The organism is Niallia circulans NBRC 13626 (assembly GCF_001591585.1).
Lineage (GTDB): Bacteria > Bacillota > Bacilli > Bacillales > Cytobacillaceae > Niallia > Niallia circulans.
Map to the genome: position 1 here is coordinate 321,294 of NZ_BCVE01000004.1, position 21,214 is coordinate 342,507.

At 34.4% G+C, this 21,214-nt stretch carries 19 protein-coding genes and 2 pseudogenes; 4 read left to right on the forward strand and 17 right to left on the reverse strand.

Annotation, left to right across the window (positions count from 1 at the left end):
- Window positions 1-17: 17 nt before the first annotated feature.
- The 6 genes from BCI01S_RS07535 to BCI01S_RS07560 all read right to left on the reverse strand — a co-directional run bounded on the left by BCI01S_RS07535 (window position 18) and on the right by BCI01S_RS07560 (window position 7,730).
- Window positions 18-1,310 (reverse strand): glycoside hydrolase family 140 protein, encoded by a 1,293-nt coding sequence (locus BCI01S_RS07535; protein ID WP_061797788.1) that lies wholly within the window; start codon window positions 1,308-1,310, stop codon window positions 18-20.
- Between the two features lie 110 nt (window positions 1,311-1,420).
- Window positions 1,421-2,839, reverse strand: a complete 1,419-nt coding sequence (locus BCI01S_RS07540; protein ID WP_061797793.1) for a PTS transporter subunit EIIC — start codon at window positions 2,837-2,839, stop codon at window positions 1,421-1,423.
- 145 nt (window positions 2,840-2,984) lie between these two features.
- Window positions 2,985-4,469: a glycerol kinase GlpK gene (gene glpK / locus BCI01S_RS07545; RefSeq protein WP_061797800.1), complete on the reverse strand. Its 1,485-nt coding sequence runs from the start codon at window positions 4,467-4,469 to the stop codon at window positions 2,985-2,987.
- A gap of 12 nt (window positions 4,470-4,481) precedes the next feature.
- The gene (locus tag BCI01S_RS07550) at window positions 4,482-5,447 is read right to left on the reverse strand and encodes a transketolase family protein (protein ID WP_047942785.1); all 966 of its coding nucleotides are present in this window, start codon (window positions 5,445-5,447) and stop codon (window positions 4,482-4,484) included.
- A complete protein-coding gene (locus BCI01S_RS07555; RefSeq protein ID WP_373694323.1) occupies window positions 5,444-6,274 on the reverse strand; it encodes a transketolase in 831 nt (276 codons plus the stop codon). The genes BCI01S_RS07550 and BCI01S_RS07555 overlap by 4 nt, the downstream gene beginning before the upstream one ends.
- Before the next feature lie 19 nt (window positions 6,275-6,293).
- Window positions 6,294-7,730, reverse strand: coding sequence for an L-fucose/L-arabinose isomerase family protein (locus tag BCI01S_RS07560; RefSeq protein ID WP_061797805.1), 1,437 nt, complete (start codon window positions 7,728-7,730; stop codon window positions 6,294-6,296).
- A gap of 353 nt (window positions 7,731-8,083) precedes the next feature.
- Between BCI01S_RS07560 and BCI01S_RS07565 the strand changes: the two genes are divergently transcribed.
- Window positions 8,084-9,133 carry a LacI family DNA-binding transcriptional regulator gene (locus tag BCI01S_RS07565; RefSeq protein ID WP_047942788.1) on the forward strand — a complete coding sequence of 350 codons (1,050 nt, stop codon included), beginning with the start codon at window positions 8,084-8,086 and terminating at the stop codon, window positions 9,131-9,133.
- A 226-nt stretch (window positions 9,134-9,359) separates the two neighbouring features.
- On the opposite strand, the gene BCI01S_RS25195 is transcribed toward BCI01S_RS07565, so the two are convergent.
- Window positions 9,360-9,530, reverse strand: a complete 171-nt coding sequence (locus tag BCI01S_RS25195) for a hypothetical protein (RefSeq protein WP_156485398.1) — start codon at window positions 9,528-9,530, stop codon at window positions 9,360-9,362.
- Window positions 9,531-9,741: 211 nt separating this feature from the next.
- Between BCI01S_RS25195 and BCI01S_RS07570 the strand changes: the two genes are divergently transcribed.
- Window positions 9,742-10,098 carry an MmcQ/YjbR family DNA-binding protein gene (locus BCI01S_RS07570; protein ID WP_047942789.1) on the forward strand — a complete coding sequence of 119 codons (357 nt, stop codon included), beginning with the start codon at window positions 9,742-9,744 and terminating at the stop codon, window positions 10,096-10,098.
- Between the two features lie 450 nt (window positions 10,099-10,548).
- Here the strand turns inward: BCI01S_RS07570 and BCI01S_RS07575 are convergent.
- The 8 genes and pseudogenes from BCI01S_RS07575 to BCI01S_RS07605 form a co-directional block, all read right to left on the reverse strand.
- A pseudogene (locus BCI01S_RS07575) lies at window positions 10,549-11,468 on the reverse strand (DMT family transporter).
- A gap of 35 nt (window positions 11,469-11,503) precedes the next feature.
- Window positions 11,504-12,328 carry an AraC family ligand binding domain-containing protein gene (locus BCI01S_RS07580; RefSeq protein ID WP_061797809.1) on the reverse strand — a complete coding sequence of 275 codons (825 nt, stop codon included), beginning with the start codon at window positions 12,326-12,328 and terminating at the stop codon, window positions 11,504-11,506.
- Window positions 12,329-12,599: 271 nt separating this feature from the next.
- Window positions 12,600-12,926, reverse strand: a complete 327-nt coding sequence (locus BCI01S_RS07585; RefSeq protein WP_047942793.1) for an antibiotic biosynthesis monooxygenase family protein — start codon at window positions 12,924-12,926, stop codon at window positions 12,600-12,602.
- A 69-nt stretch (window positions 12,927-12,995) separates the two neighbouring features.
- Entirely contained in the window at window positions 12,996-13,547 is a 552-nt protein-coding gene (locus tag BCI01S_RS07590; RefSeq protein ID WP_061797813.1) for a hypothetical protein, read from the reverse strand.
- Window positions 13,548-13,558: 11 nt separating this feature from the next.
- Window positions 13,559-14,473 carry an alpha/beta fold hydrolase gene (locus tag BCI01S_RS07595; protein WP_235844460.1) on the reverse strand — a complete coding sequence of 305 codons (915 nt, stop codon included), beginning with the start codon at window positions 14,471-14,473 and terminating at the stop codon, window positions 13,559-13,561.
- Between the two features lie 210 nt (window positions 14,474-14,683).
- Window positions 14,684-15,097 carry a YjdF family protein gene (locus BCI01S_RS07600; RefSeq protein WP_047942797.1) on the reverse strand — a complete coding sequence of 138 codons (414 nt, stop codon included), beginning with the start codon at window positions 15,095-15,097 and terminating at the stop codon, window positions 14,684-14,686.
- Between the two features lie 269 nt (window positions 15,098-15,366).
- Window positions 15,367-15,504, reverse strand: a pseudogene (locus BCI01S_RS25905) (cysteine hydrolase); the annotation flags it as partial.
- A 59-nt stretch (window positions 15,505-15,563) separates the two neighbouring features.
- Complete coding sequence (locus BCI01S_RS07605) at window positions 15,564-16,310, reverse strand: SDR family NAD(P)-dependent oxidoreductase (RefSeq protein ID WP_047942799.1); 747 nt, start codon at window positions 16,308-16,310, stop codon at window positions 15,564-15,566.
- A 167-nt stretch (window positions 16,311-16,477) separates the two neighbouring features.
- Between BCI01S_RS07605 and BCI01S_RS07610 the strand changes: the two genes are divergently transcribed.
- Window positions 16,478-16,855, forward strand: coding sequence for a winged helix-turn-helix transcriptional regulator (locus BCI01S_RS07610; RefSeq protein WP_047942800.1), 378 nt, complete (start codon window positions 16,478-16,480; stop codon window positions 16,853-16,855).
- Between the two features lie 701 nt (window positions 16,856-17,556).
- On the opposite strand, the gene BCI01S_RS07615 is transcribed toward BCI01S_RS07610, so the two are convergent.
- Entirely contained in the window at window positions 17,557-18,342 is a 786-nt protein-coding gene (locus BCI01S_RS07615) for a ketopantoate reductase family protein (RefSeq protein WP_047942801.1), read from the reverse strand.
- Window positions 18,343-18,473: 131 nt separating this feature from the next.
- On the opposite strand from BCI01S_RS07615, the gene BCI01S_RS07620 reads away from it, so the two are divergent.
- Window positions 18,474-19,001, forward strand: coding sequence for a TetR/AcrR family transcriptional regulator (locus BCI01S_RS07620; protein ID WP_047942802.1), 528 nt, complete (start codon window positions 18,474-18,476; stop codon window positions 18,999-19,001).
- Between the two features lie 446 nt (window positions 19,002-19,447).
- Here BCI01S_RS07620 and BCI01S_RS07625 read toward each other — a convergent pair whose 3' ends face one another.
- On the reverse strand, window positions 19,448-20,971 hold the full coding sequence (locus BCI01S_RS07625) for an SIR2 family protein (protein ID WP_061797820.1): 1,524 nt from the start codon (window positions 20,969-20,971) through the stop codon (window positions 19,448-19,450).
- Window positions 20,972-21,214: the final 243 nt, after the last annotated feature.

The window sequence follows — 21,214 nt, forward strand, 5'->3', positions numbered from 1 at the left end:
CTCTCAAAACTATCCCATTAGCTTCCCAGCTTTTTCTCCCCAATAATTACAACATCTGCTTCAAAATTATGCATTCCAATAACGGTTATATTATCTTTAAAGGAAACATCCGCTTCCGCAAATCTTCTTTGCTCTAAATCTATTATGGTGAATTCATAGTTTTCTAATAGCTTATTTAATTTCAAGGTAGTGTTAACTGGCATATAAATAGCTATCTTATTTAACCCTGCAGTACTCGCAACCCTAATTTCTTCTGTATTTTTTAACACAATATCCAATGGCTGCAGATCATGGAGACTAAATAATTTAAATAAACTTTTTGCAAAAGCATAATCCCACGCACCTTCAAATTTCACTGCGTCTCTCCAATCAAAAGGCTTATCAAATGCCTCACCAACTAAGCCAAATCCTTTCCCTTTCTTGTGCCAGCTCCATATACCATGGGCTCCGTATGTAATCCCTGCTTCTGCTCCTGATAATAAACTTTGCCACGCTGCTTTTCTCACATCAAATCTAGTAAATCTTCCGTATAAATTTCTGCTATAACCCATTTGCTCGTAACATGGTTCTGAATTAATAGAAGGTCTTTTTACCGGCTTATTACTAAACTCTTCTGCGAGCTGGTAAGACATACTTTGAAACTGAATATTATGACCAGATTGAAACATATAAAAATCCAAATTATCACTATATAGTAGCTCATCAGGTATTTCCATTAGCCTCCCTCTAACATGTAAAGTAGTTAAACATTGAGGACTTAACTTTTTAATGGTATTTAAGGCTAAAGAATAATAGGTAATAGTAAGTTCAGTTGGAAAATCAGTATCCCCACTTACTAAATAAATAGGATTATACTTAGAAAATTTTCCATCGACGTATGTTACATAATCCTCAACTACATCTAAAGGCATATTATTCACACTACTAATTTCTGACCCCCAAGTTTCTGGTACATAGTTGCACCATAATAAAACCAATGCAGGAACAAATCCTTTCTCAACTGCCATTTGCACCATTTTTTCTGCTCGTTCAAAGTATGCTTCATTTCTCTTGGAAAAATCGAATGATCCATCCTCTTTATATTCAAATGGCTTCATATTTAACTCAGTTTCACTCGCATCCCACTGTTGAAGAATATTAATTTGAAGTACATTAAATCCTTGAGTCTTTCTAAGCTCAAGATAATCATTCCACTCTTCTAAAGCTGCATTAGTAAAGGCACTCCAAACCGTATCTGCCAGGTAAAAAAACTTTTCTCCATTGGTTGTTTCCAAGCATTTTTTATTCTCCGCAACTCTTAATTTAATCAATTGATTCCCCTCCAAATTAAATAGTAAAGAGAAAATAGTTTCATTACTATTTTCTCTCTCGACTCTGTTAAATCGCAATTCTATTACCCTACTAAATCCATTTTATATGATTATAGATTACTGTCACTGGTTACTGCAGACTTCTCTTTCGCTGGTTTAGTACTCACTTTTTTGGAATAGCCAAATAAGAAAGTAAGTACAAAAGCAGTTACTAGAGCTGCAAGCAACGAAACAGCAAAGCCATAAAATTCAGAACTGATTCCGTCTGGATCAATAAACATCGGTATCCCAAAAACTCCCCCTGATGCAAATCCCCCATACATTTTCGCACTAAAGAAGCCGGCAATTGCACCACCAACGCCACCGCCGATACACGCCATAATAAACGGCTTCTTCAGTGGTAAGTTAACTCCATAGATGGCAGGCTCTGTAATTCCTAAAAATCCTGAGATGGTGGCAGTGGTTGATAACGATTTCATTTTTGTTTCTTTTGTTTTTAAGGAAACAGCTAAAGCCGCTCCAGTTTGAGCAAATACAGTACAATACAGTAATGCATTTATAGGATCAAATCCTAATGTAGTGATATTATTGATAAATATTGCGATAAAGGCCCAATGCAGTCCAAACATTACTGCAATTTGCCAAATTCCCGCTAATAGTAATCCCGCAATAACAGGGCTTAATGAGTATACAGCCATCGCTCCCTTAGCTAATAATTCACTTGCATATACAGAAACTGGTCCAATTATAATAAAAGATAATGGAACAATTATGACAGTAATAAATAAAGGAACAAAAATCAATTGCAATGATTTAGGAATTACTTTCAGCAGCACTTTTTCTAATTTAGCTGTTAAAAACGAAGCTAGTATGATCGGAATAACCGATTGCGTATAATTCATAAGGATAACGGGAATCTGAAGAAAACTTAATGCTTCCCCCGCATTATAGATTTCAATCATTGTCGGATAAACAAGAGCCGCACCAATAGTTGCTGTAATATAAGAATTCGTTTTAAACACCTTACCAGCTGAAAATCCTAACAGGATAGGCATAAAATAGAAGAATGCATCAGATGCGGCGAATAAGATCTTATATACTCCCATTTCTTCATCTATCCATCCAACCACCGTCAGCGCTACCAAAAATCCTTTTAGAATCCCAGCAGCTGCCATCGCTCCCATTACAGGCATAAATATACCAGAAATAAGGGACACAAATTTGCTAAACAAACCTTTTTTTTCATCCGATTCTTCCGCAGCCTCTACATTTTGAGAAGTTCCTCCCCCAATTAAATTGACCACTTCTGCATATACAATAGGAACTTGATCACCAATCACTACCTGGTATTGCCCTCCGCTAATAACCACGGTCATAACACCATCCATATCTTTGATGACTTCAGTATTTGCAAGTGATTGATCCTTCAGATTAAATCTTAACCGTGTTACACAGTGTATAACACTATTGATATTTTCTTTCCCGCCCACCTCTTGAACAATCTTCTTAGCAAGTGCTCCATAATTCATTTTTTGGCCTCCAATCAACATTATCCTAACTAGTTAATTAAATAACATGCATTTAAAAATTGGGGATACAACAAGAACCTCAAATAGATTGTAAGAGCATTCACCTCCCTTACATAAATTAAAAGCGCATTCATTTACAATCTTCTTAGATTAAGAGAGTGTGCACTGCTTTCATCCATTCCGCATAATACCGCTCGCTCGTTTCTCTATCCATTTTTGGGCTATAAATACGTTTTTCATTATTTAACTGAGATATTTCTTCAACTGATTTCCACATATTCATTCCAAGACCACCAAGATAAACAGAACCTAGTGCTGACAGCTCAGAAACATGTGAAACAATGACTTTGACTCCTAATAAGTCAGAAAGAAACTGCATTAGAAATTCGTTAGCTGTTGCACCGCCATCCACCCTTAACTCTTTTACCACTACGTTTGTTTCCTTATATATTAATTGAATAATATCTTTTACTTGGTAAACGATACTTTCTAACCCTGCTCTTACTAGATGTGACTTGTTTGTGTTTCTGCTCATCCCAGTAATTCCTGCCTTTGTATTGGGACTCCAATACGGTGCACCTAGTCCTACAAAAGCAGGAACTAAGTATACTCCTTCATTATTATCTAGTGTTTCTGCCAATATCTCGGCTTCTTCAAAAGTTGTGAAAAGAGTAAGATCCTCTTTCATCCAGCGGATAATATCACCTGTTGTATTAATAATCCCCTCTAAAGCATAGTGAACATTGCCATTGAATCCCCAAGCTATTGAAGTAACTAACCCTTCTTTTGCTTGAACATATTCATTTGTATACACCATTACAGAAGTACCTGTGCCAAAAGTAGCTTTTGCCATCCCCTTATTAAAACACCGCTGCGCAAATAAAGCTGCTTGTGAATCGCCTATTACTCCCGCTATCGGCACCTTATGTATTAATAGTTCACTGTCCTCGACCATTCCAAATATACGATCAGAAAAATTTACTTCAGGGAGCATTTCCTTTGGTATTTCAAAAATCCTCAGTAATTCATCATCCCAACATAAAGAGTGAATATTAAATAAAAGTGTTCTACTTGCATTCGTTACATCTGTGGCGTGAACCCTTCCATTTGTCAATTTCCAAATTAACCAGCTATCAATTGTCCCAAGTAGAATCTCTCCCTTTTCTGCTCTTTTTTTGAGACCTGGGACATTTTCTAAGATCCATTTTGCTTTCGTTGCCGAGAAATATGGATCTATCTTAAGTCCTGTCTTCGCATGAACCTTTTCTTCACAGCCCTTTGCTTTCAAAGAAGAGCACATAGACGTCGTTCTTCTGCACTGCCACACAATCGCGTTATATACCGGCTCACTCGTATATTTATCCCAAATAACAAGAGTCTCACGCTGATTCGTTATTGTAAGGGTCTTCATTTTTCTCATTAAAGATTGATTTGAATCAACAATACTATTTATTACTTTCTTCACATTATCATATATCTCAATCGGGTCATGTTCCACCCAACCCGACTGAGGATATAGCTGCTTATGACTTGTCGTTTCTTTTGCAATGATAGAACCCTTTTCATCAACAAGTAATGCTTTTGTGCCAGAAGTACTTTGATCTATTGCTAGGATGTAACTATCGCTCATCGCTGTCTCCTCCTATTGACCAAGTAATTTTCTAGCGATACTTGAAATATTCTCAGGACTAATTCCATAATGTTGAAATACTTCTTTCGTGGTTCCAGCTACTGCTGGTTCATCTGGAATTCCTATTATTTTCACGGGAACAGGACATTTATTGGAAGTCACTTCTGAAACCGCAGAACCAAGCCCGCCATATATGCTGTGTTCCTCGATTGTAATGATGTATCCCGTTTCTTTAGCTGCCTTGATAATCGCTTCTTCATCTAGTGGTTTTATCGTATGCATATTTAGGACCCTGCAGCTAATCCCTGCTTCCTTTAGCAAAAAGGCAGTATCAAGCGCAACACGTACCGTCTCACCAGAAGCAATAATCGTTAAATCACCGCCCTCATGCATCGTAACAGATTTGCCAATTTGAAAGTCGTACTCATCACTTTGATAAGAGTCTTCTACTGGATTTCTACCAATTCTCATATAAACAGGTGTATCATAATCCACTAATGCTTCAATCATTTTTTTCGTTTCATGACGATCAGCCGGCATCATAACATGTAAGCCTGGTATCGCTCTTGTCACCGCTAAATCTTGGACAGAGTGGTGAGACATTCCAAGCGCTCCATAGCTGATACCACCGCTGATTCCAATTAGTTTCACATTTGTTCTTGAGTAAGCGATGTCCACTTTAACCTGCTCTATACTACGCATACTGAGAAAACAAGCTGGAGAAGCAACAAATGGTATTTTTCCAGAAGCAGCCAATCCCGCTGAAATCCCTACCAAGTTTTGTTCAGCAATTCCTACTTCCACTAACTGTTCTGGTAATGCATCTGCAAAAGGAACCATCGAAGCCGAACCTCTAGAATCACTTGTTAAAACGAGAATGTCCTTATTGTCCATTGCTAAATCTAATAAAGTATCGCTTACCACTGTCCGGTTTGCAATTTTATTGCCAGTATTTTTTTTCAGTATGACGTTATTCATGCTAATACCTCCAAACGCTTAGAAAGTTCCTTTATTGCCAGTTCATATTCTTCTTGAGATGGAACATGATGATGCCAGCCAGCCTCATTTTCAGCGAAAGAAATTCCTTTTCCCTTAATTGTATTTGCGAGTATAATAGTAGGCTTCCCTTCGGTCTTCGGGATTGAATGAAAGACTTGCACTAATTCAGCTATATCATTGCCATCCACTTCGATAACGTCCCAGCCAAAGCTCTCCCACTTTTTATCAAGAGGTTCATTGCTCATTACATCATCTGTACTGCCCGTAATCTGCAATCGATTTCGATCCACTATTCCTACTAAATTATCAAGCTTATATTGCGATGCTGCCATAGCGGCTTCCCACACAGAGCCTTCCGCGAGCTCTCCATCACCCATTAATGTAAAAACTCGATAATCCTTATGATCCATTTTGGCCGCTAATGCCATTCCTACTGATATGGATAAACCATGTCCTAATGCACCGGTATTCATTTCTACGCCAGGAACTTTATTGTTTGGATGCCCGATAAGTCTTGTATTGAATTTAGAAAATGTCTTTAATTCTTCTTTCGGAAAGTAGCCTTTATCCGCTAAAACAGCCCAATAGGATTCAACAGCATGACCTTTACTCTGAATATACCGATCTCGTTCTTCCCAGTTTGGATTAGCTGGATCATTCTTCATTACCTCATAGAAAAGAACGGTTAAGATATCTGTATTGGATAAGGATGAACCGGTGTGGCCAGTGCCAGCCTCATAAACCATATCAATCACTGCCATTCTAATTTCTGCGGCTTTTCGTTCTAATTTTTTTATATCTATCATAATTATCTCCTCCATTGCATCAATAATTTATGTCACTGCCTCGCAGCCATGCGCGAATTTCCTCTTCAGTTGGATCAACTGGGTCGGGAGTCAATCCAGGAATATACTGACATGCTTCATAGATTATTGGTATTACATTGGCATGAATGCCTGTAGAATGGTGAATATATGGTCCCTTCACTAATTTTTCTTCCCAAAGCGGCCAATCATTTACTTCAACCCACACGTAGGAGCCTCTTGAATAAGGTCCTTCTATCCCTCTTGCCTTTCCTAAAAAGATGGAATATTCCCCATTATCACCATCAAAACGAGCAATGGTCATTTCGCCGCCTTTTATCTCTCCTTCATGTGTACCAGGTGAATGGTCATCAAATAAAAAGTGTTTATTCAATTGCGGTTTTTCTTCGACACTTAAAGAAACCGGGAAATTACCACAATGGAATAACAGTTCTCCATTTGGATTTTCGGGATGCCTAATCGTAATGTCCGCAAAAAAGGTTGGCAATGTATTTAGTGTTGCTGCTTGCACCATGATTGAAGTAATCGCGCCATGAATATCGGTTTCACAAGTAACAGGTATTTGCTCATCTGTCAAAATCGCATTTGCAAGGCAGGGCATAATTCCTATAATGTCTTGCAAAGTGGACCAGCATTGAATAGCAATAGCAGAACTGCCTGTTTCTTCCGCGTATTGCTTCATACCAACTTTTAGTGCAGCAATCCGACGAACATCTTCTTCCTTAACCGTACTCCAATCAAGTGTTTTTTTAATATAAGCTACTGCTTGCTCAAGTTCAGCGCCGCCCTCTTTTTCAATCTTAAGTGTTTTCTGTTTAATTTGATCTAAGGTAATCGGATATATTTGAATTCCGAATTTCTCTAACAATTCTCCTTCATTACAAATGACCGACCAAAAATCAGAAGGTCTTGTGGAGATTTGAAGGATTCGAAGTTTCCTAAAATGCTTAACAACATTTGCAGCCCCTATAAAGTTTTTAAAACCCCTCTCAAAAACTTCAGAGTCAACACTACTGTTTGTTATGTAAGTAAATTGGACCTTAAACCTGCGCAATACTTTTCCTGTCGCAAAAATTCCACATTGCGTATCCCGCAGTCTCATTCCATTTTCCAAAGGAGCTTCATCTCTAGGTCCCCAGATTAATACAGGCTTATCGATAGCCTTAGCAATTTTAGCAACAAGATCTTCGGTACCGAAATTACAATGGGGAAAGAATAATGCATCAACATCTTCCCTTTTAAATCGTTGAATGATTGCCTGTTCATCTGCACGATTATATAGTAATCCTTCTTCATTGATTCCTTCTAAATCCACAATCTCCATATCCAAGCCGAAACTTCTTATCTTCTCTTTTATTAGTTCTTTATATTTGTAAGCATCCTCTTTACTAAACACGAATCTCCGTGTTGGAGCAAAACCTAATTTAAACTTTTCCATGATATTCCCCCAATTGACATTCACTACTAAACTTTCTAAACTATCCTAAACTTTTCTAAACCGTTATAAACTATACAATTACATAATAAGTTTTGATTTATTTCTCGGTATTAGATTAACACCTAAACTAAATTAAAGTCAATAATTTTATATAAACTTTATTTATTTTTTATCATTTTGTAAACGTTATTTTTAGTTAAGTTTAGTTAAATCGAGTAAAAAACCCTAATAAAATAAGCATTATAGTAATCATTTAGTAGTTTGCTAGTTTGACACAACTAAACTTTTTAACTAAACTAATATATGTACTCATTGGAAAATTTTTATTTACTTATATAGGGTGGAGGATTTAAATGAAGATAGATGATATTGCACAAATAGCGGAGGTATCCAAATCAGCTGTTTCTTTGGCGTTAAATGGAAAACCCGGTGTTAGTCAAGAAACGAGAGAAAAAATATTAAAAATCGCAAAGGAAAATGGCTATAACCCAAGAACTTTTTCAAAAGGGAAAAATACTTCTCCAACTAAAATATTTCGTTTTGTAGCATGTACCCATACCGGTATCGTTACCGAACAATATCAGTCGCAGTCTTTTTTTATGGAATTAATCAATAATATTGACCAGTCTATCTCATCAAAAGGATATTCCTTGATCATCTCCTCTATAAATATAGATTCGCTCGAGCAAGAAATAACGAATCTTGAAATGCAGCAACAGTCTTCTGGTATATTGCTGTTAGGGACCAACCTGACTGAAGAACAGATTAAAACCGTTTCTAAGCTGCAGCCAAATTTAGTTGTTTTAGATACTTGTTTTGAAACTTTGGATATTAACTTCATTGTGATGAATAATATCATTGGCGCTTACCAAGCGGGGGAATATTTGATTGAGTTAGGTCATAAGGTAATTGGATATGCAGAATCGGTTTCACGCATGTATAATTTTGATTCGAGGAGAAAAGGATTTCAAAAAATAATGAGTGAAAATGGATTAACCATTAAACCTGAACATATTTTCAAAATGTCTCCAACCGATCTTTCTGTGCAAGAGGATTTCAAACAAAATATAATGGAGTTAAAGGATAACCTACCATCCGCTATATTTTGTGAATGTGATTACATGGCGATTAGTATCATTAAATCACTCCATGAATTAAATATCCATGTACCGGAAGACATATCCATCATTGGATTTGATAATATTGTTGAATCTCAAATTGTCAGCCCAGAACTCACAACTATTCATGTCAAGAAAGACAAGATTGCATCACTAGCTGTTGAGAAGCTTATTCGAGAAATAGATGAAAACGAAGAAGATAAAATGAAAATATTTATAGATACAGAATTAGTGAAACGGAAATCTTGTGTAAAAGTTCCAAATCACAAAACGATACTAAGCTAATAACTAAAAGCAGAATCTAATTAGACTCTGCTTTTATTATATTTACGACTATCAAACTCCAGAATACGAAGAGAAACCTCCATCAATCGGCAGTGTCATACCGGTTATAAAGATTGAATTTTGTAACAGCCATACAACGACATTATCACATAGAATTGACAGCCCAATGTATCAAACCTGTCATTATAAGCAAAAACGCCATAAAGAAGGTGAAGTACAGCATAAGTCACTTTATAATGTTTATTTCTATTATTTGCTTATACGTTACAAACCCTAGCACAATCGATATCAGCCATACAATCATTCCTTGAACGGAAAATAAATACGGTGAATTTGCTATCCATAATCCGGTAACAAGGAAATAAAAAAGCATCAAAAATAAAGCTAATCCCTTCATAATTCTCCCCCATTTTAATTACCTAATAATTAATCCTATTTCTATTATATAGTAATCCTATGTACATAGAAATACTATATAGTTAACAATAAAGCTTCTATTAAATATAGGCAAATAACATGGAAAAAAACATAAATAAATAATAGTGATATAATCAAGGACATAATCAGTTCATACTAATAAAAGAGGATAAAGAAAGGAACGAAACTTTATGACAACGAGAAAAGAAATTTTTTCTTATGCAAAAGAAAAGTATGGTACAAATCCAGAGTATCCTTGGAAAAAATTCCAAAACTATGCTGTGTTAAGACATGTTAATCAGGGCAAATGGTATGGTTTAATGATGAATGTTCCTAAAAACAAATTAGGATTATCAGGAGAAGAAGTAGTAGATGTCTTAAATGTAAAATGTGAACCAGAATTAAAAAATCTACTTCAGAAAGAAGAGGGAATCTTAACAGCATACCATATGAATAAGGAACACTGGATTTCTATCATACTTGATAGCCCATACCCTAAAGCTGACATCTATAATTTACTAGATACTAGTTATCATTTAACAAAATAAAATATGTTTATGTTTATTATAACCTTAAAAAGTTACAAAGAGATAATTTGCATTATAATGAATTCGTCCATAATCTACAGTTCTCTCTAGTTTATAACATCTACATTTGTAATATCATAATAAAGGACCCTGCTTTAAAAAAAGGAAGAGTCCTTTATAAAACCCTAAATCTAGCTATTCAATATGGCAGGAGATAAAACCATTTAAGCTGATTATGAAATTAATCTGTGTATATGAACAGCAATATGAACTATTTCCTTAATGTTGAATGTGCCATTCCTAGCTTGAGATACAAACTAGCAATCTGTCAAAAAGCATATTATCTATATCCTTCACTTAGCCAACACTTTACATTCCATGAAAAAATTAGATCATTTTAACAGTCTCATTTTATAAAGAACCACTCTTATAAAAAAGCAATCTCCCTCATTGCTATAAGTATCCCTCCATCTAATAACTACTTACCAAATCCTTTTTTTTCTTAGTAATTATTTTAGATTCGGAAACGAAAAGGCCAGTCAGGGTCAACAATGTACCAAGAGCTGCCATCCAAGTTAAAGGCTCTTTTAAGACTATCATAGCCGTGATAACGGTAATTACAGGAACAAGATAGATATATACACTTGCTTTAATTGCCCCTAATTTTTTAATGGCTAAATTCCAAGAAACAAAACAAAGTGCAGATGCGCCTAATCCTAGAAAAATGATATTAAATAAGTAGATCGGTTGGGCAAAACGTTCGATTCCTAGTTTAAAGTCAAATAAATATAAAACAGGGATCATAAATAAAATACCGTATAAAAAAATCCGCCTTGTAGCTTGAATCGTATTATATCCATAACTACTAATTTTCTTCAACTACTAATTTTCTTCGTAATAACGGAATAGATTGCCCATATTAGAGTTGCTGCGACAGCTAGTAGATCACCTAATGGATTTACTTTAAAATTAGCAGTGCCATTAAAACTAATGAGAAAAATTCCTATTAAAGCTAGAATAAAACCAATGAAGAAATTTAATCGCAAGGGTTCACTTTTCAAATAATAATAAGTGAGAATAGCAGTGAAAAATGGCACCATCGCACTTATTACTCCTACATTAGAAGCAGTAGTAAAGGTCAAAGCAATATTTTCTAAGAGGTAATAAAGTGTTACCCCACATAACCCCGCAAGTAAAAATAAATAATGATGCTTTCTATCTTTCATTTTTAGCCGATATGGATAAATGATGCTCAAGGCTACAATTCCAATGACAAAACGAAAGAATAATACCTCAATGGGAGTAAAATCAGTTAATAATATTTTTGTAGATATGTATGTTGTCCCCCAAATCATTATCGTGATAATTGCTGAAATATGTCCAAAATTCATCTTATTCGCCACTCTTTCCTTCTAGTTGAAACAATTTAATTTACACTATCTATATAAATATTTCGGTATTGTCCAGGCGTTAATCCAATAAAATCCATAAAATAATGACTGAAATGGCTTTGATCCACAAAACCAGTCTGAGCAGCTACATCGGTTGGTTTCATCCCTTGTTCTAATAGCTTCTTTGCTTTGTTGATACGCACTGTCTGTAAATATCGATAAGGAGTAATACCGCGAATTCGCGCAAATGAACGTAATAAGGTGTATTTATTCATATTGCATACCGCCACCAAATCATCAAGAGAAATCGGATCAACATAGTGCCTTTCAATAAATTCACAAACCTTTGATATTTCCTTGGTCATCTTATCCAATTTAATGTTTTTCTCTATGGCACTATATTCTTCAATCAATTGTTCCATTAAGAAATAAAAAGTTTCTTCTTTCTCCAGATCTCCTAACTCAGCCATGATCATTTGATGCAGTCGCTGTAATAATTCTGCATGTTCACTACGGAAGACGACTGGATCTTTAAAGGAAGGCAGATAGTCTTTACCAGTGATTTCTTCTACCACTTTTCGCATTACTTCTGGTGTAATATTTAAACAACGATAATCTAAGGGCTCATCATCCATTTGTTCACAAGCATGATTATCAAATGGATTAAAAAAGATAAGATCTCCACTATTAATAACATAATCTTTGTTTCTACATGTCAATTTTCTTTGACCACTCTCGATAAAGCCAATAACGTAGTATTCATGAAAGTGATTAGGAAACTTTTGCATAATCCCGTGAAATCGATAGGCTTCAATTTGCAAATCTTCATCAAAACAAATTTTTCTTTCTTCCCTTCTCATCTGATACTGTTCCCCCTTGTCTTCTGTTTAAATAGCTTAGCATACTTTTATTAGTTGTTCTTGTAGGATATTGACTAAAAAAGCTTTAATCAAATAAAAAAAGCGTCAAAACCATTTATCCTGGTAATAGACGCTGCTAAGAAAAAAATTGCCGCATTTTTTCCATAGCTTAGTTCAAACTTATCTTCAAAATTTTTTCCTATAATCAAAGAATCATTTTCTGCAAAGATGCTCTTCTTCTTTTATGGTTAGCCTAAAGAGACTAGCTTTATTACATTTCGAAGAAGTTATCTCTTTCTACTTTGCACACTCTTAGCGCAAAGCTCTGGTACCACTCTTTTTTTCCTAATTTCTGCGCAGCAAGATGGACGGAATTTTCCTTCCAATTCTTTATTGCCTCTAAGGAATCCCAATAGGAAACAGTAATGCCCAGTCCCTCATCACGTGCACTTTCTACACCTAAGAAACCTTCCTGCTGTGAAGCTAACTCTACCATTTTATCCGCCATTTTTCCGTAGCCTTTGTCACCTTCCGTTCGCTGGGAAGAAAAGATAACCGCATAGTAAGGTAGTTTAGGAGTTTTAGCAATCCCATTCATTTTTAGTTCCTCCAATACATCTCATTTTCAAAATCACTATTAATAGATGTTAATAATATCGTTTTACGTTTAGTCTGGTAAATTGCTATTTAACAATTGATTATATTCACTCCAAAACTCATCATACATGTTTTTATCAAAGTCATCAGAAATTCGTTTCTCTTTTGAAGAACGAAAGAATTCCCTTGCCTCTATCGCAAATTGACAAACTTGAAATTTATATTCGTTTCTACTAAGCTTAACCTTTAAATCGGGATAGTAGATGCTGCCTGATTGATTGTCGGTACTAGTAAACTTAACAAAATCTGAAAGAAATACGTCATCCCCACAATGTTTTACTGTCCAATGAATGGAAATAGGACAACTCGTCATCAATAGTAAACCACATCCATGGAGAATTAACCCTTCATCCTCCTCGGGAGCACAAAGATAATTATTATCTAATGTTCGTAACAAAGCTAATGCCGATTCACTAATCCCCCATTCTTCATCTATTCCGGATTGAGTAATAACGGTGTCATTAACCTTTAAATATATTTCTCCATGAGAGCATAGATCCTCTTCTGAATCAGTTGATCCTAGCCAGTATTGTTTCTTGATATTGATTTTAAACAGTTGCATTGTTTAACCCCTTATAATCCATTTCTAATTTTATTCAAACTTTTAATTGCTTTTATTACTACGTCTGGACGATCAAGATAAATAGAATGACTAGAATTCTCAGCAAAAATTAATTCACTATCTTTACTAAGTCTAGCCTGTTTCATAATAAGCTCTTCCCACTTATCTTCTAATTTTCTCATCTCCCACTCGGGCAGTCCCTCCGCAATTCCCAATTGAATGTTATATTCTTTATCTCGTCCAATAACTATTAGAGGCAAATTAGGAAAAACCCCCAACCTCTTTATTCGTTCTCCATCCTTCTTCCAATTACACATTTCCAGGTACATCGTTTTATATAAGGCAGGACTTGTCTGAAAGTCAAGGACATGCTCTTGGAGATGAAGTGATAGATTTTTTTGTTTATCCGTAAGAGTAGGTTTTACTATTTCTTTTAGTTCAGCTGGTTTCATTAGCGAGTAAGAATGGCATTTCTCTAACCAGACCTCATCCGTACCAGTCTCATCTAGCACTTGTAACTCTAATTCATCTAATTCTTTTAAGTCAACAGAAGTGGAATCAATCAATACGATTCCGGCAATTTTTTCTGGAAAAACCTTGGCATAATGCTGTGCACATAAACCACCATAAGAATGTCCAACTAAAATAACGGGCTCAAAAATATTTAATCCGATCAACAATTGACTTAATTCATCTATAACTGCGTTCGTATTACGTATCTCTTCACTTAATGGACTAAGCCCGAGTCCTGGTCTATGAAACATAATGACTCTGTTTGATTTCGCTAATGATTTTGTTACTTGATACCACTCATAAAACGAACAACCCATTCCTGTAAGTATAACAATAGGAATTCCTTTACTGCCTATATGTAAAAGTTCTATTTTCTTCTCTTTTACCATTATAAATTGGTTAATCTTATTCACCCCTGCTTTGGAATAATAGTTCTATCTCTTCCTTTTCCAATAACTTACTTATTCTATATAGTCTTGTATATTCCTTCTTCTGTTCCATGCCCTGATAGTTTGATAAAACATCCTTGTTTTTTAGTAAGATAAAGCAATTAATTCTATTTAAGTGAATGATGATAAATAAAAACAGACAACATTAGTTGTCTGCAAAAAATAGAAATTATGTTACCTGCCTTTATGTTTATTTTTAGCCTTTTGAACCATGCAATTTCTAATATACGTCTTTTTTTCTTCTCTTAGCTGTTTATTTTTAGCTGATTTTACTTTCTTCCGTTGTTCATATTCAGCCTTGATGGCTTCTTGTGCTTTAGAAGAAACAGAGCATTGCTTTAATTCTTTTGAGACTTTTCTTTGAATTCTTTTAGGATTAATTTTCTTTTGTGATTTCTGACAAATATGTATCCCTATTTGTTGATTAGATTCAATTACCCTTAATAATTTTCTGTTCACAAAATCTAATACTTCCTGATCTTTTGGTTCTTTACCGAAAATATATCGGCAGGCTTTAAGTTTATTTTCAGACACAATTTCTATAAGCCCTATATAAAATTGACCATCATAATAAATGGTTAGTTTCATTATAGGTCCCTCCTCCAGTTATACTAGAACGATGGACATCCCGAGGAGGGGAAGGCTACTGACATTAAATTTTTTAATGCATTCGGACTACCAACCGAATTGTGTTTTTTCATTCCAAAATATATTATACAATAATTTACTTTTTATGTAGAGGTAATAGTAAAAGATAGTTTTACTCTGTAACTGATCTTACTGAATTATTCTCCTACGTTTATGATAAAAGAATTTCTTTATTTAATACAGGAAAGCCGCTTAGTGCCATAAGCGTATTAAAAAAACTCGTTTAGCAATTTATCTGTTGTAAGTATTGTGGCAAATTCTTCGTGCAATGTAGCTAGAGATATATTATGGATAGCAGCTGCATCATAATATGTACCATCTTGGTCCTTCATACCAAAAGCAGCTGTTACAAGTAAATCCCCATTAACCTTTTTTAGGGACTATTTGTAATCTCTGCACAGTGAAATTATACCTGTGCTAGCCCGCCATCTACGAACAATTCAACACCCGTCAAGTAACTGCTTTCGTCTGAAGCAAGGAAAGATACAGCGTTTGCTACTTCTTCAGGTGTCCCAACTTTTCCAGCTGGAACAGTATTTTTGCTATTTTCCATTACTTCTTCAAGTGCATCACCAAAAAGCTCATCGTATGCAGGTGTAAGAATAGCTCCTGGACTAACCACATTTACACGGATTTCAGTACCTTTTAGGTCAAGAATCCAGTTGCGAACTAGTGCTCTTAATGCTGCTTTAGATGCTCCATATACACTAAACGCTGGGTTGCCAATTGATCCAGCAGTAGAGCCTGTTACAATAATTGAACCTACTTTGTCCGGGAATAGTGATAACGCTTTTTGAACAGTAAAGATGGTTCCTTTAACGTTAATGTCGAACGTTCTATCAACCTGCTCTTCAGTAATTTCACCTAATGGAAGGAAGTTGCCGATGCCTGCATTAGCAAAAAGAATGTCCAACTTACCTTTTTCCTGCTTTATAATGTCATATAGTTTGTCTAAGTCTTCAAGCTTAGAAATATCACCTTGAACACCGGTTACGTTCTTGCCAATTTGGTTAACAGCTTTATCAAGTTCGTTTTGTCTACGTCCCGTGATATAAACATATGCACCTTCGTTTACAAATTTTTGCGCTGTAGCAAGACCAATCCCACTAGTTCCACCCGTTACAAGCGCTATTTTACCTTCAAATTTACCCATACTTAACACTCCTTTAGAATTAATTTTATTTTATGTCTAGTACCTTAAGTACTTGAAGAACAACTTACAAGATATAGTATCCTTCAGTAAGCACATTATCGGAAGTACCCACTTTTTTGTGATATAGTAACTAAAAAGTAATAAATGTGGAATGGAGAGCTTTAGACATGAAAAAATTTAGTTGTGGGTTTGAAGTGACAAAGGAAGTTATTGGCGGAAAATGGAAAGGCCTTGTATTATACTTTTTAATGAATGGACCAAAGAGAACGAGTGAATTAAAGCGCATTATCCCAAATATAACTCAGAAAATGCTTATTCAAACACTTAGAGAGCTTGAAGCCAGTGGACTTGTGAGCAGAAAGATGTATAATCAAGTACCACCAAAGGTTGAATATTCATCCACTGAACTTGGAGAATCTCTTAAACCTATCTTGCAGGAGCTCTGTCAATGGGGAAGCCATTATGCGGAGCAAGAGTATGCAGAAGGTGAATATGAAATTGTACAACCAGAACAAGTTTCATATCAAGATAATATAATTTCATAGAGATCTAAAGGGATTAGTCATCTTAATCAATACCTTCAGAATAAGGTTTAGGAATACTTGAACGTACTATCAAGATATAATTACATAATGTAATACCGCATTACCTAAAAACACGGAGCTACTTTAGATTAGATGATTCTTATTATTATTTTAACTTTATAGTTTGGTGTATCTGATATATTTTCTAAAATTACAAAAAGAGAAAAACAATATATTAAAAACTATTTCAGATGATACTATTAAAAATTAGTCGAGATAAACTCGGCTATTTTCATTGCTTAAATTTTCTCTTGTTATTCAATTATCCTGCCCTGATAGCGATATTAGAAATACCTTTTTTTAACAAAAAGAAGCGTTAATCCTTCTTAACCTAAATTATGGTTTAAGACAGTAAAAGTCTAATTCTATTATATTCACACGAATATTCACTTTATTTTTGACTGCGTATTTTTCTTGGATATTACCTTTTTATAGACATTCAAATTTTTCTTCTCTGTAATATTTATTAGAATACTGCAGCCCTATAACATTTTCCTATTATAAGTAAAAAAAAGCTATATTATTAGGGTAGGAGTTTACTAATATTTTCGAGTGTATTTACATGTATATTTTTTCTTCTTGCTTCATCAAGAATTAATTTGGCGCTGCGTCCAGTTATAGTATTATTTCCTTCCATTAAAGATCGTGCTGTACTTCCACTTTTAAAGATAAACTTGGACATTATAATCCCTATAATTTTTGGTGATATCGTTGAAAAGTAAAGTATTTAAAGCATCATAACTCATTCCTCGCTCCTTCATTATAGGCTTTAGCTGTCTAAGATTGATGGAAATGTTTCCTAAAGCATCGATAGAATCCATCAATCCTATAAAACTCCCTTCTTTTAAAACTTCTATTTCAACTGCTACATTTAAGAGGAAGTGGTTCAATAAGAACTTTTTAAAGTTAGTCTGCCTTTTAACGCTGAATTCTGCTTGCTCAAATAATGTGTATACTTGCTGTACTCGTTCTTTCGAAGCCATCCCTATATCACCTATTATTATAATAGAAGAAAACGCACCATTAATTGTGTTTATCCCTACTGTTCCCCCGCCAGCAACAGGAAACCCGAATATAAGTTGAGATTGTGGTAATATTTCTGTCTGCTTGATTGGATCCCAAAAATTATTAAAAAACAGTACAGTGGCCTTATTCACCTTATTATTCAATGTTTTTACAACAGAACTAATTTGTTCAATATTGACGCTCACAAAAATCAAGTCATAGTTATGGTTTTGGGGAATTTCATATATTAAGTTAGTTTCCCACGATACATTAATCTTTTTAGACTTCCGTTTCCTCCAATCGTCTAGCTGCAAATTCAGCATTCGCGTATACTTATCTATTGATTCTGATCTAATATAAAAATCAATATTATTTCCATTTTCTTTAAAGATCCAAGCATATTGAGTAGAAATCACCCCACGCCCAATAACTAAGATATTCATTAAATCCCCCTCCAGTTCGTTCATTGAACAGTTGTTGATTTAATAGTATCATTTGTATTACAGGAAACAATCATCAAAAGGCAAGATATGTTGATTAATGAACATGATACTAAAATTGTTGAGGTGTGGAGATGGAAAGAAGAAAAAGGAGAACGCAAAAGCTGATAATAGACACTTTTTTCTTATTACTTAATGAGAAACCGTTTGATAAAATCACAGTAAATCAAATTACAATATTAGCTGATATTAACAGAGGCACTTTTTACCTTCATTATCAGGATAAATATGAATTACTGGAAAAAACCATTAAAACCTATATAAATCAAATGGACCAATACTGTCTTCATAATCAAGAAATGACTATTAACTCACTTACTTTAGCTTTTAATTACTTAAAGGAAAATTACAATTTTATTGAACCCTTATTGAGGAATGAAGGGTATCAACTATTCCAACACGAACTCAAGTCATCTATATCTTCCTTTATTGAAACTTCAGACTTATTTGATCTCCGCGTTGTTAGTATTTTGAAAAGAAGGGCTATCATATCAACTATTCTAGGAACTATTGAATGGTGGTTAGCTGAAGATGAATTGAACACAGCTCCATCAGAAATTGCTGCTGAATTAAAAGATATAATCTTTTCCATCATTACATAAATTTATTATATAATCTTGGTTTAAATATGGGCTGCTTCTCTTGGGGAGTATCGATAGTAAGAACACGAAATACCATTTCCTTTTCTAAAGAGATATTGTTGATTTTTTCGTGATTAACAGCTTTAAACTTTTTGAAAGACTTTTAACCTAACAAAATTCTGTGTTAGTAAGTGCGTAATCATAGTTACTGTCGTGTTTAGTAGGGGATTTATACTTGTGCTATCCGGTAAAGGCTATTAATAGCTTTTCGCCGCAAATTTAATTATCTTGTAAAACTTGAAGCTTTCTCCCCTACTTTTCCTTAACACTAGAACCGTTATTTACATTTTTCGCCTGAACTCCTCCAGCTTGTTTTAAACAATTGCCTGATTTTATTATTTTATAACGTTTAAGTTCAACTTCTTTATTACACACATTGCAATAGCTTTTCGGTCAAAAGAAACCCTCTATAGTAGGGCGTTGTACCAAATATCTCCATTAAATATACGGTTATTATCTACCAAAACAACTCTTAAGTTTCCAGAAGAACTTAAACGTAATTTTTGTTGATAATACCTTAAAAGTTGCTGCTCCGTACGATTATCGCTTTTATAGTGTAAAATGACTAAACTTTTATTTTCTTTCTCTACCAAGCTTCTGAACATTCCATTTATATGGCCATCATCTCCGTTAAAACCATAACCAATCACACATACTATGTCTGATTCAACAAAATGATCATAAAGATCAACATACTTTCTTGACATACTGACAGAAGTCAAAGGTTTAACACCACTTTGAGTAAACATAAATGGTACAAGAATTATTCCTTGTCTCTCCTCGGAAGAAGGTTCTGTTAAAATTTCATTTTTGTATGGATCATAGTATTCATTTACACTTCCATTTAAATGATACACAGGTGTTTCTGCGATTTCCGTCCCTGCTAATACCTGTTGTACAAAATTGTTATAATTGGTAGTTCCCACAGCTTTAATATGAAAATAATTTCTTAAATTTATTAAGTCGTGATAATATCCGGGACCATCTGAAATTCTTGTTTCATCAACATGGACTTTATTAGTAATATATCTTTGAACAGTATGAAGGAATATAGCAATTCGACTAAATTTAGCCCATTGCGCTTTAGGATTATACAGATATCTAAAATGACTATCTATTAAAGCTTGGTAATCCATTGCTTGACAATAAATTTCTTCTAATATGCTTCTACCAAGTTCTCTAAACACTGTAAGTCCGTCTGTATCTTCCTTTAAATCAATCGAGGTTTCTTCAATTACAATTTCCATTCCAGTTTGTCCAACACCTTGATAATTCAAAGAAAAAACCCCCGATAAATCATCAAATACGTTTAATTCATCAGGTGCTGCAGTAAACAATTCTTCGTTTAGCTGCGAAACAAGACTTTGACCAATTGCTCCAACCAATAATTCCAAAAAAGCCCTTACAATTCTTTTCAAATAACGATCTGTTGGATATTTTTCTAATAATCTTAAGTATGCTGAAAAATAGTCAGATTCAAACAGCAATACACTGGAAGCAAGCTTCTCATTTAACCGAATTGCTTGATTATATCTCATATCACCAATTTGTTCGCCTGTTTCGTTTGTAAACTTATCACGTATTATTGTTTCATTAAACTTCCATTTATTTAACAACTCGGAAACGTTTTCATCAAAATGATCCAGATAATCCAAAATGTTGCTTCTTCTATTTTCTAAACTAGAGGCAATAAGGCCTTCAAACTCTCCTTTTCCAAAAACATTTAATCTCTTACTCGCATAATTATCTGGAAGCCATTGAGTAGCAATCTGTGACCTAGAGTCTAGGCTTTGAATCTGGCTTCTAAATATTTCCTTATCTACTTCATTTGAAACTCTAAATATTTCTAATGCAAATTTCCCTCCTGACGGCAAACCATAACCTATTTCTGCACCTGCTCCGAAAAATACTGATAATGTTGGTAAACTCAAGCATTTTCACCTCATCCATCTATTTTTCTATTATTTTACTTCAATATTCAAAAGGTTACAAAAATAAATTTTTTTAGTAAAACAAGCCTATGTTTTTTCGAAATTTATATCTTCTATGGTATACCTATTTAATGGCACTCACACATTCTCTCACAGTACTTAATTTCTTATATACGTAGTTTTATGAGAAACTAAGCATCCATCCCTAATGAACTACGCTCCATATTTCTTGGAGCCTGATAA

Bases quoted from the DNA above. Each gene is read 5' to 3' on its own strand.
- BCI01S_RS07540 (WP_061797793.1), bottom strand. From the start codon at position 2,839: ATGAATTATGGAGCACTTGCTAAGAAGATTGTTCAAGAGGTGGGCGGG.
- glpK (WP_061797800.1), bottom strand. From the start codon at position 4,469: ATGAGCGATAGTTACATCCTAGCAATAGATCAAAGTACTTCTGGCACA.
- BCI01S_RS07550 (WP_047942785.1), bottom strand. From the start codon at position 5,447: ATGAATAACGTCATACTGAAAAAAAATACTGGCAATAAAATTGCAAAC.
- BCI01S_RS07555 (WP_373694323.1), bottom strand. From the start codon at position 6,274: ATGATAGATATAAAAAAATTAGAACGAAAAGCCGCAGAAATTAGAATG.
- BCI01S_RS07560 (WP_061797805.1), bottom strand. From the start codon at position 7,730: ATGGAAAAGTTTAAATTAGGTTTTGCTCCAACACGGAGATTCGTGTTT.
- BCI01S_RS07565 (WP_047942788.1), top strand. From the start codon at position 8,084: ATGAAGATAGATGATATTGCACAAATAGCGGAGGTATCCAAATCAGCT.
- BCI01S_RS25195 (WP_156485398.1), bottom strand. From the start codon at position 9,530: ATGAAGGGATTAGCTTTATTTTTGATGCTTTTTTATTTCCTTGTTACC.
- BCI01S_RS07570 (WP_047942789.1), top strand. From the start codon at position 9,742: ATGACAACGAGAAAAGAAATTTTTTCTTATGCAAAAGAAAAGTATGGT.
- BCI01S_RS07580 (WP_061797809.1), bottom strand. From the start codon at position 12,328: ATGAGAAGGGAAGAAAGAAAAATTTGTTTTGATGAAGATTTGCAAATT.
- BCI01S_RS07585 (WP_047942793.1), bottom strand. From the start codon at position 12,926: ATGAATGGGATTGCTAAAACTCCTAAACTACCTTACTATGCGGTTATC.
- BCI01S_RS07590 (WP_061797813.1), bottom strand. From the start codon at position 13,547: ATGCAACTGTTTAAAATCAATATCAAGAAACAATACTGGCTAGGATCA.
- BCI01S_RS07600 (WP_047942797.1), bottom strand. From the start codon at position 15,097: ATGAAACTAACCATTTATTATGATGGTCAATTTTATATAGGGCTTATA.
- BCI01S_RS07605 (WP_047942799.1), bottom strand. From the start codon at position 16,310: ATGGGTAAATTTGAAGGTAAAATAGCGCTTGTAACGGGTGGAACTAGT.
- BCI01S_RS07610 (WP_047942800.1), top strand. From the start codon at position 16,478: ATGAAAAAATTTAGTTGTGGGTTTGAAGTGACAAAGGAAGTTATTGGC.
- BCI01S_RS07615 (WP_047942801.1), bottom strand. From the start codon at position 18,342: ATGAATATCTTAGTTATTGGGCGTGGGGTGATTTCTACTCAATATGCT.
- BCI01S_RS07620 (WP_047942802.1), top strand. From the start codon at position 18,474: ATGGAAAGAAGAAAAAGGAGAACGCAAAAGCTGATAATAGACACTTTT.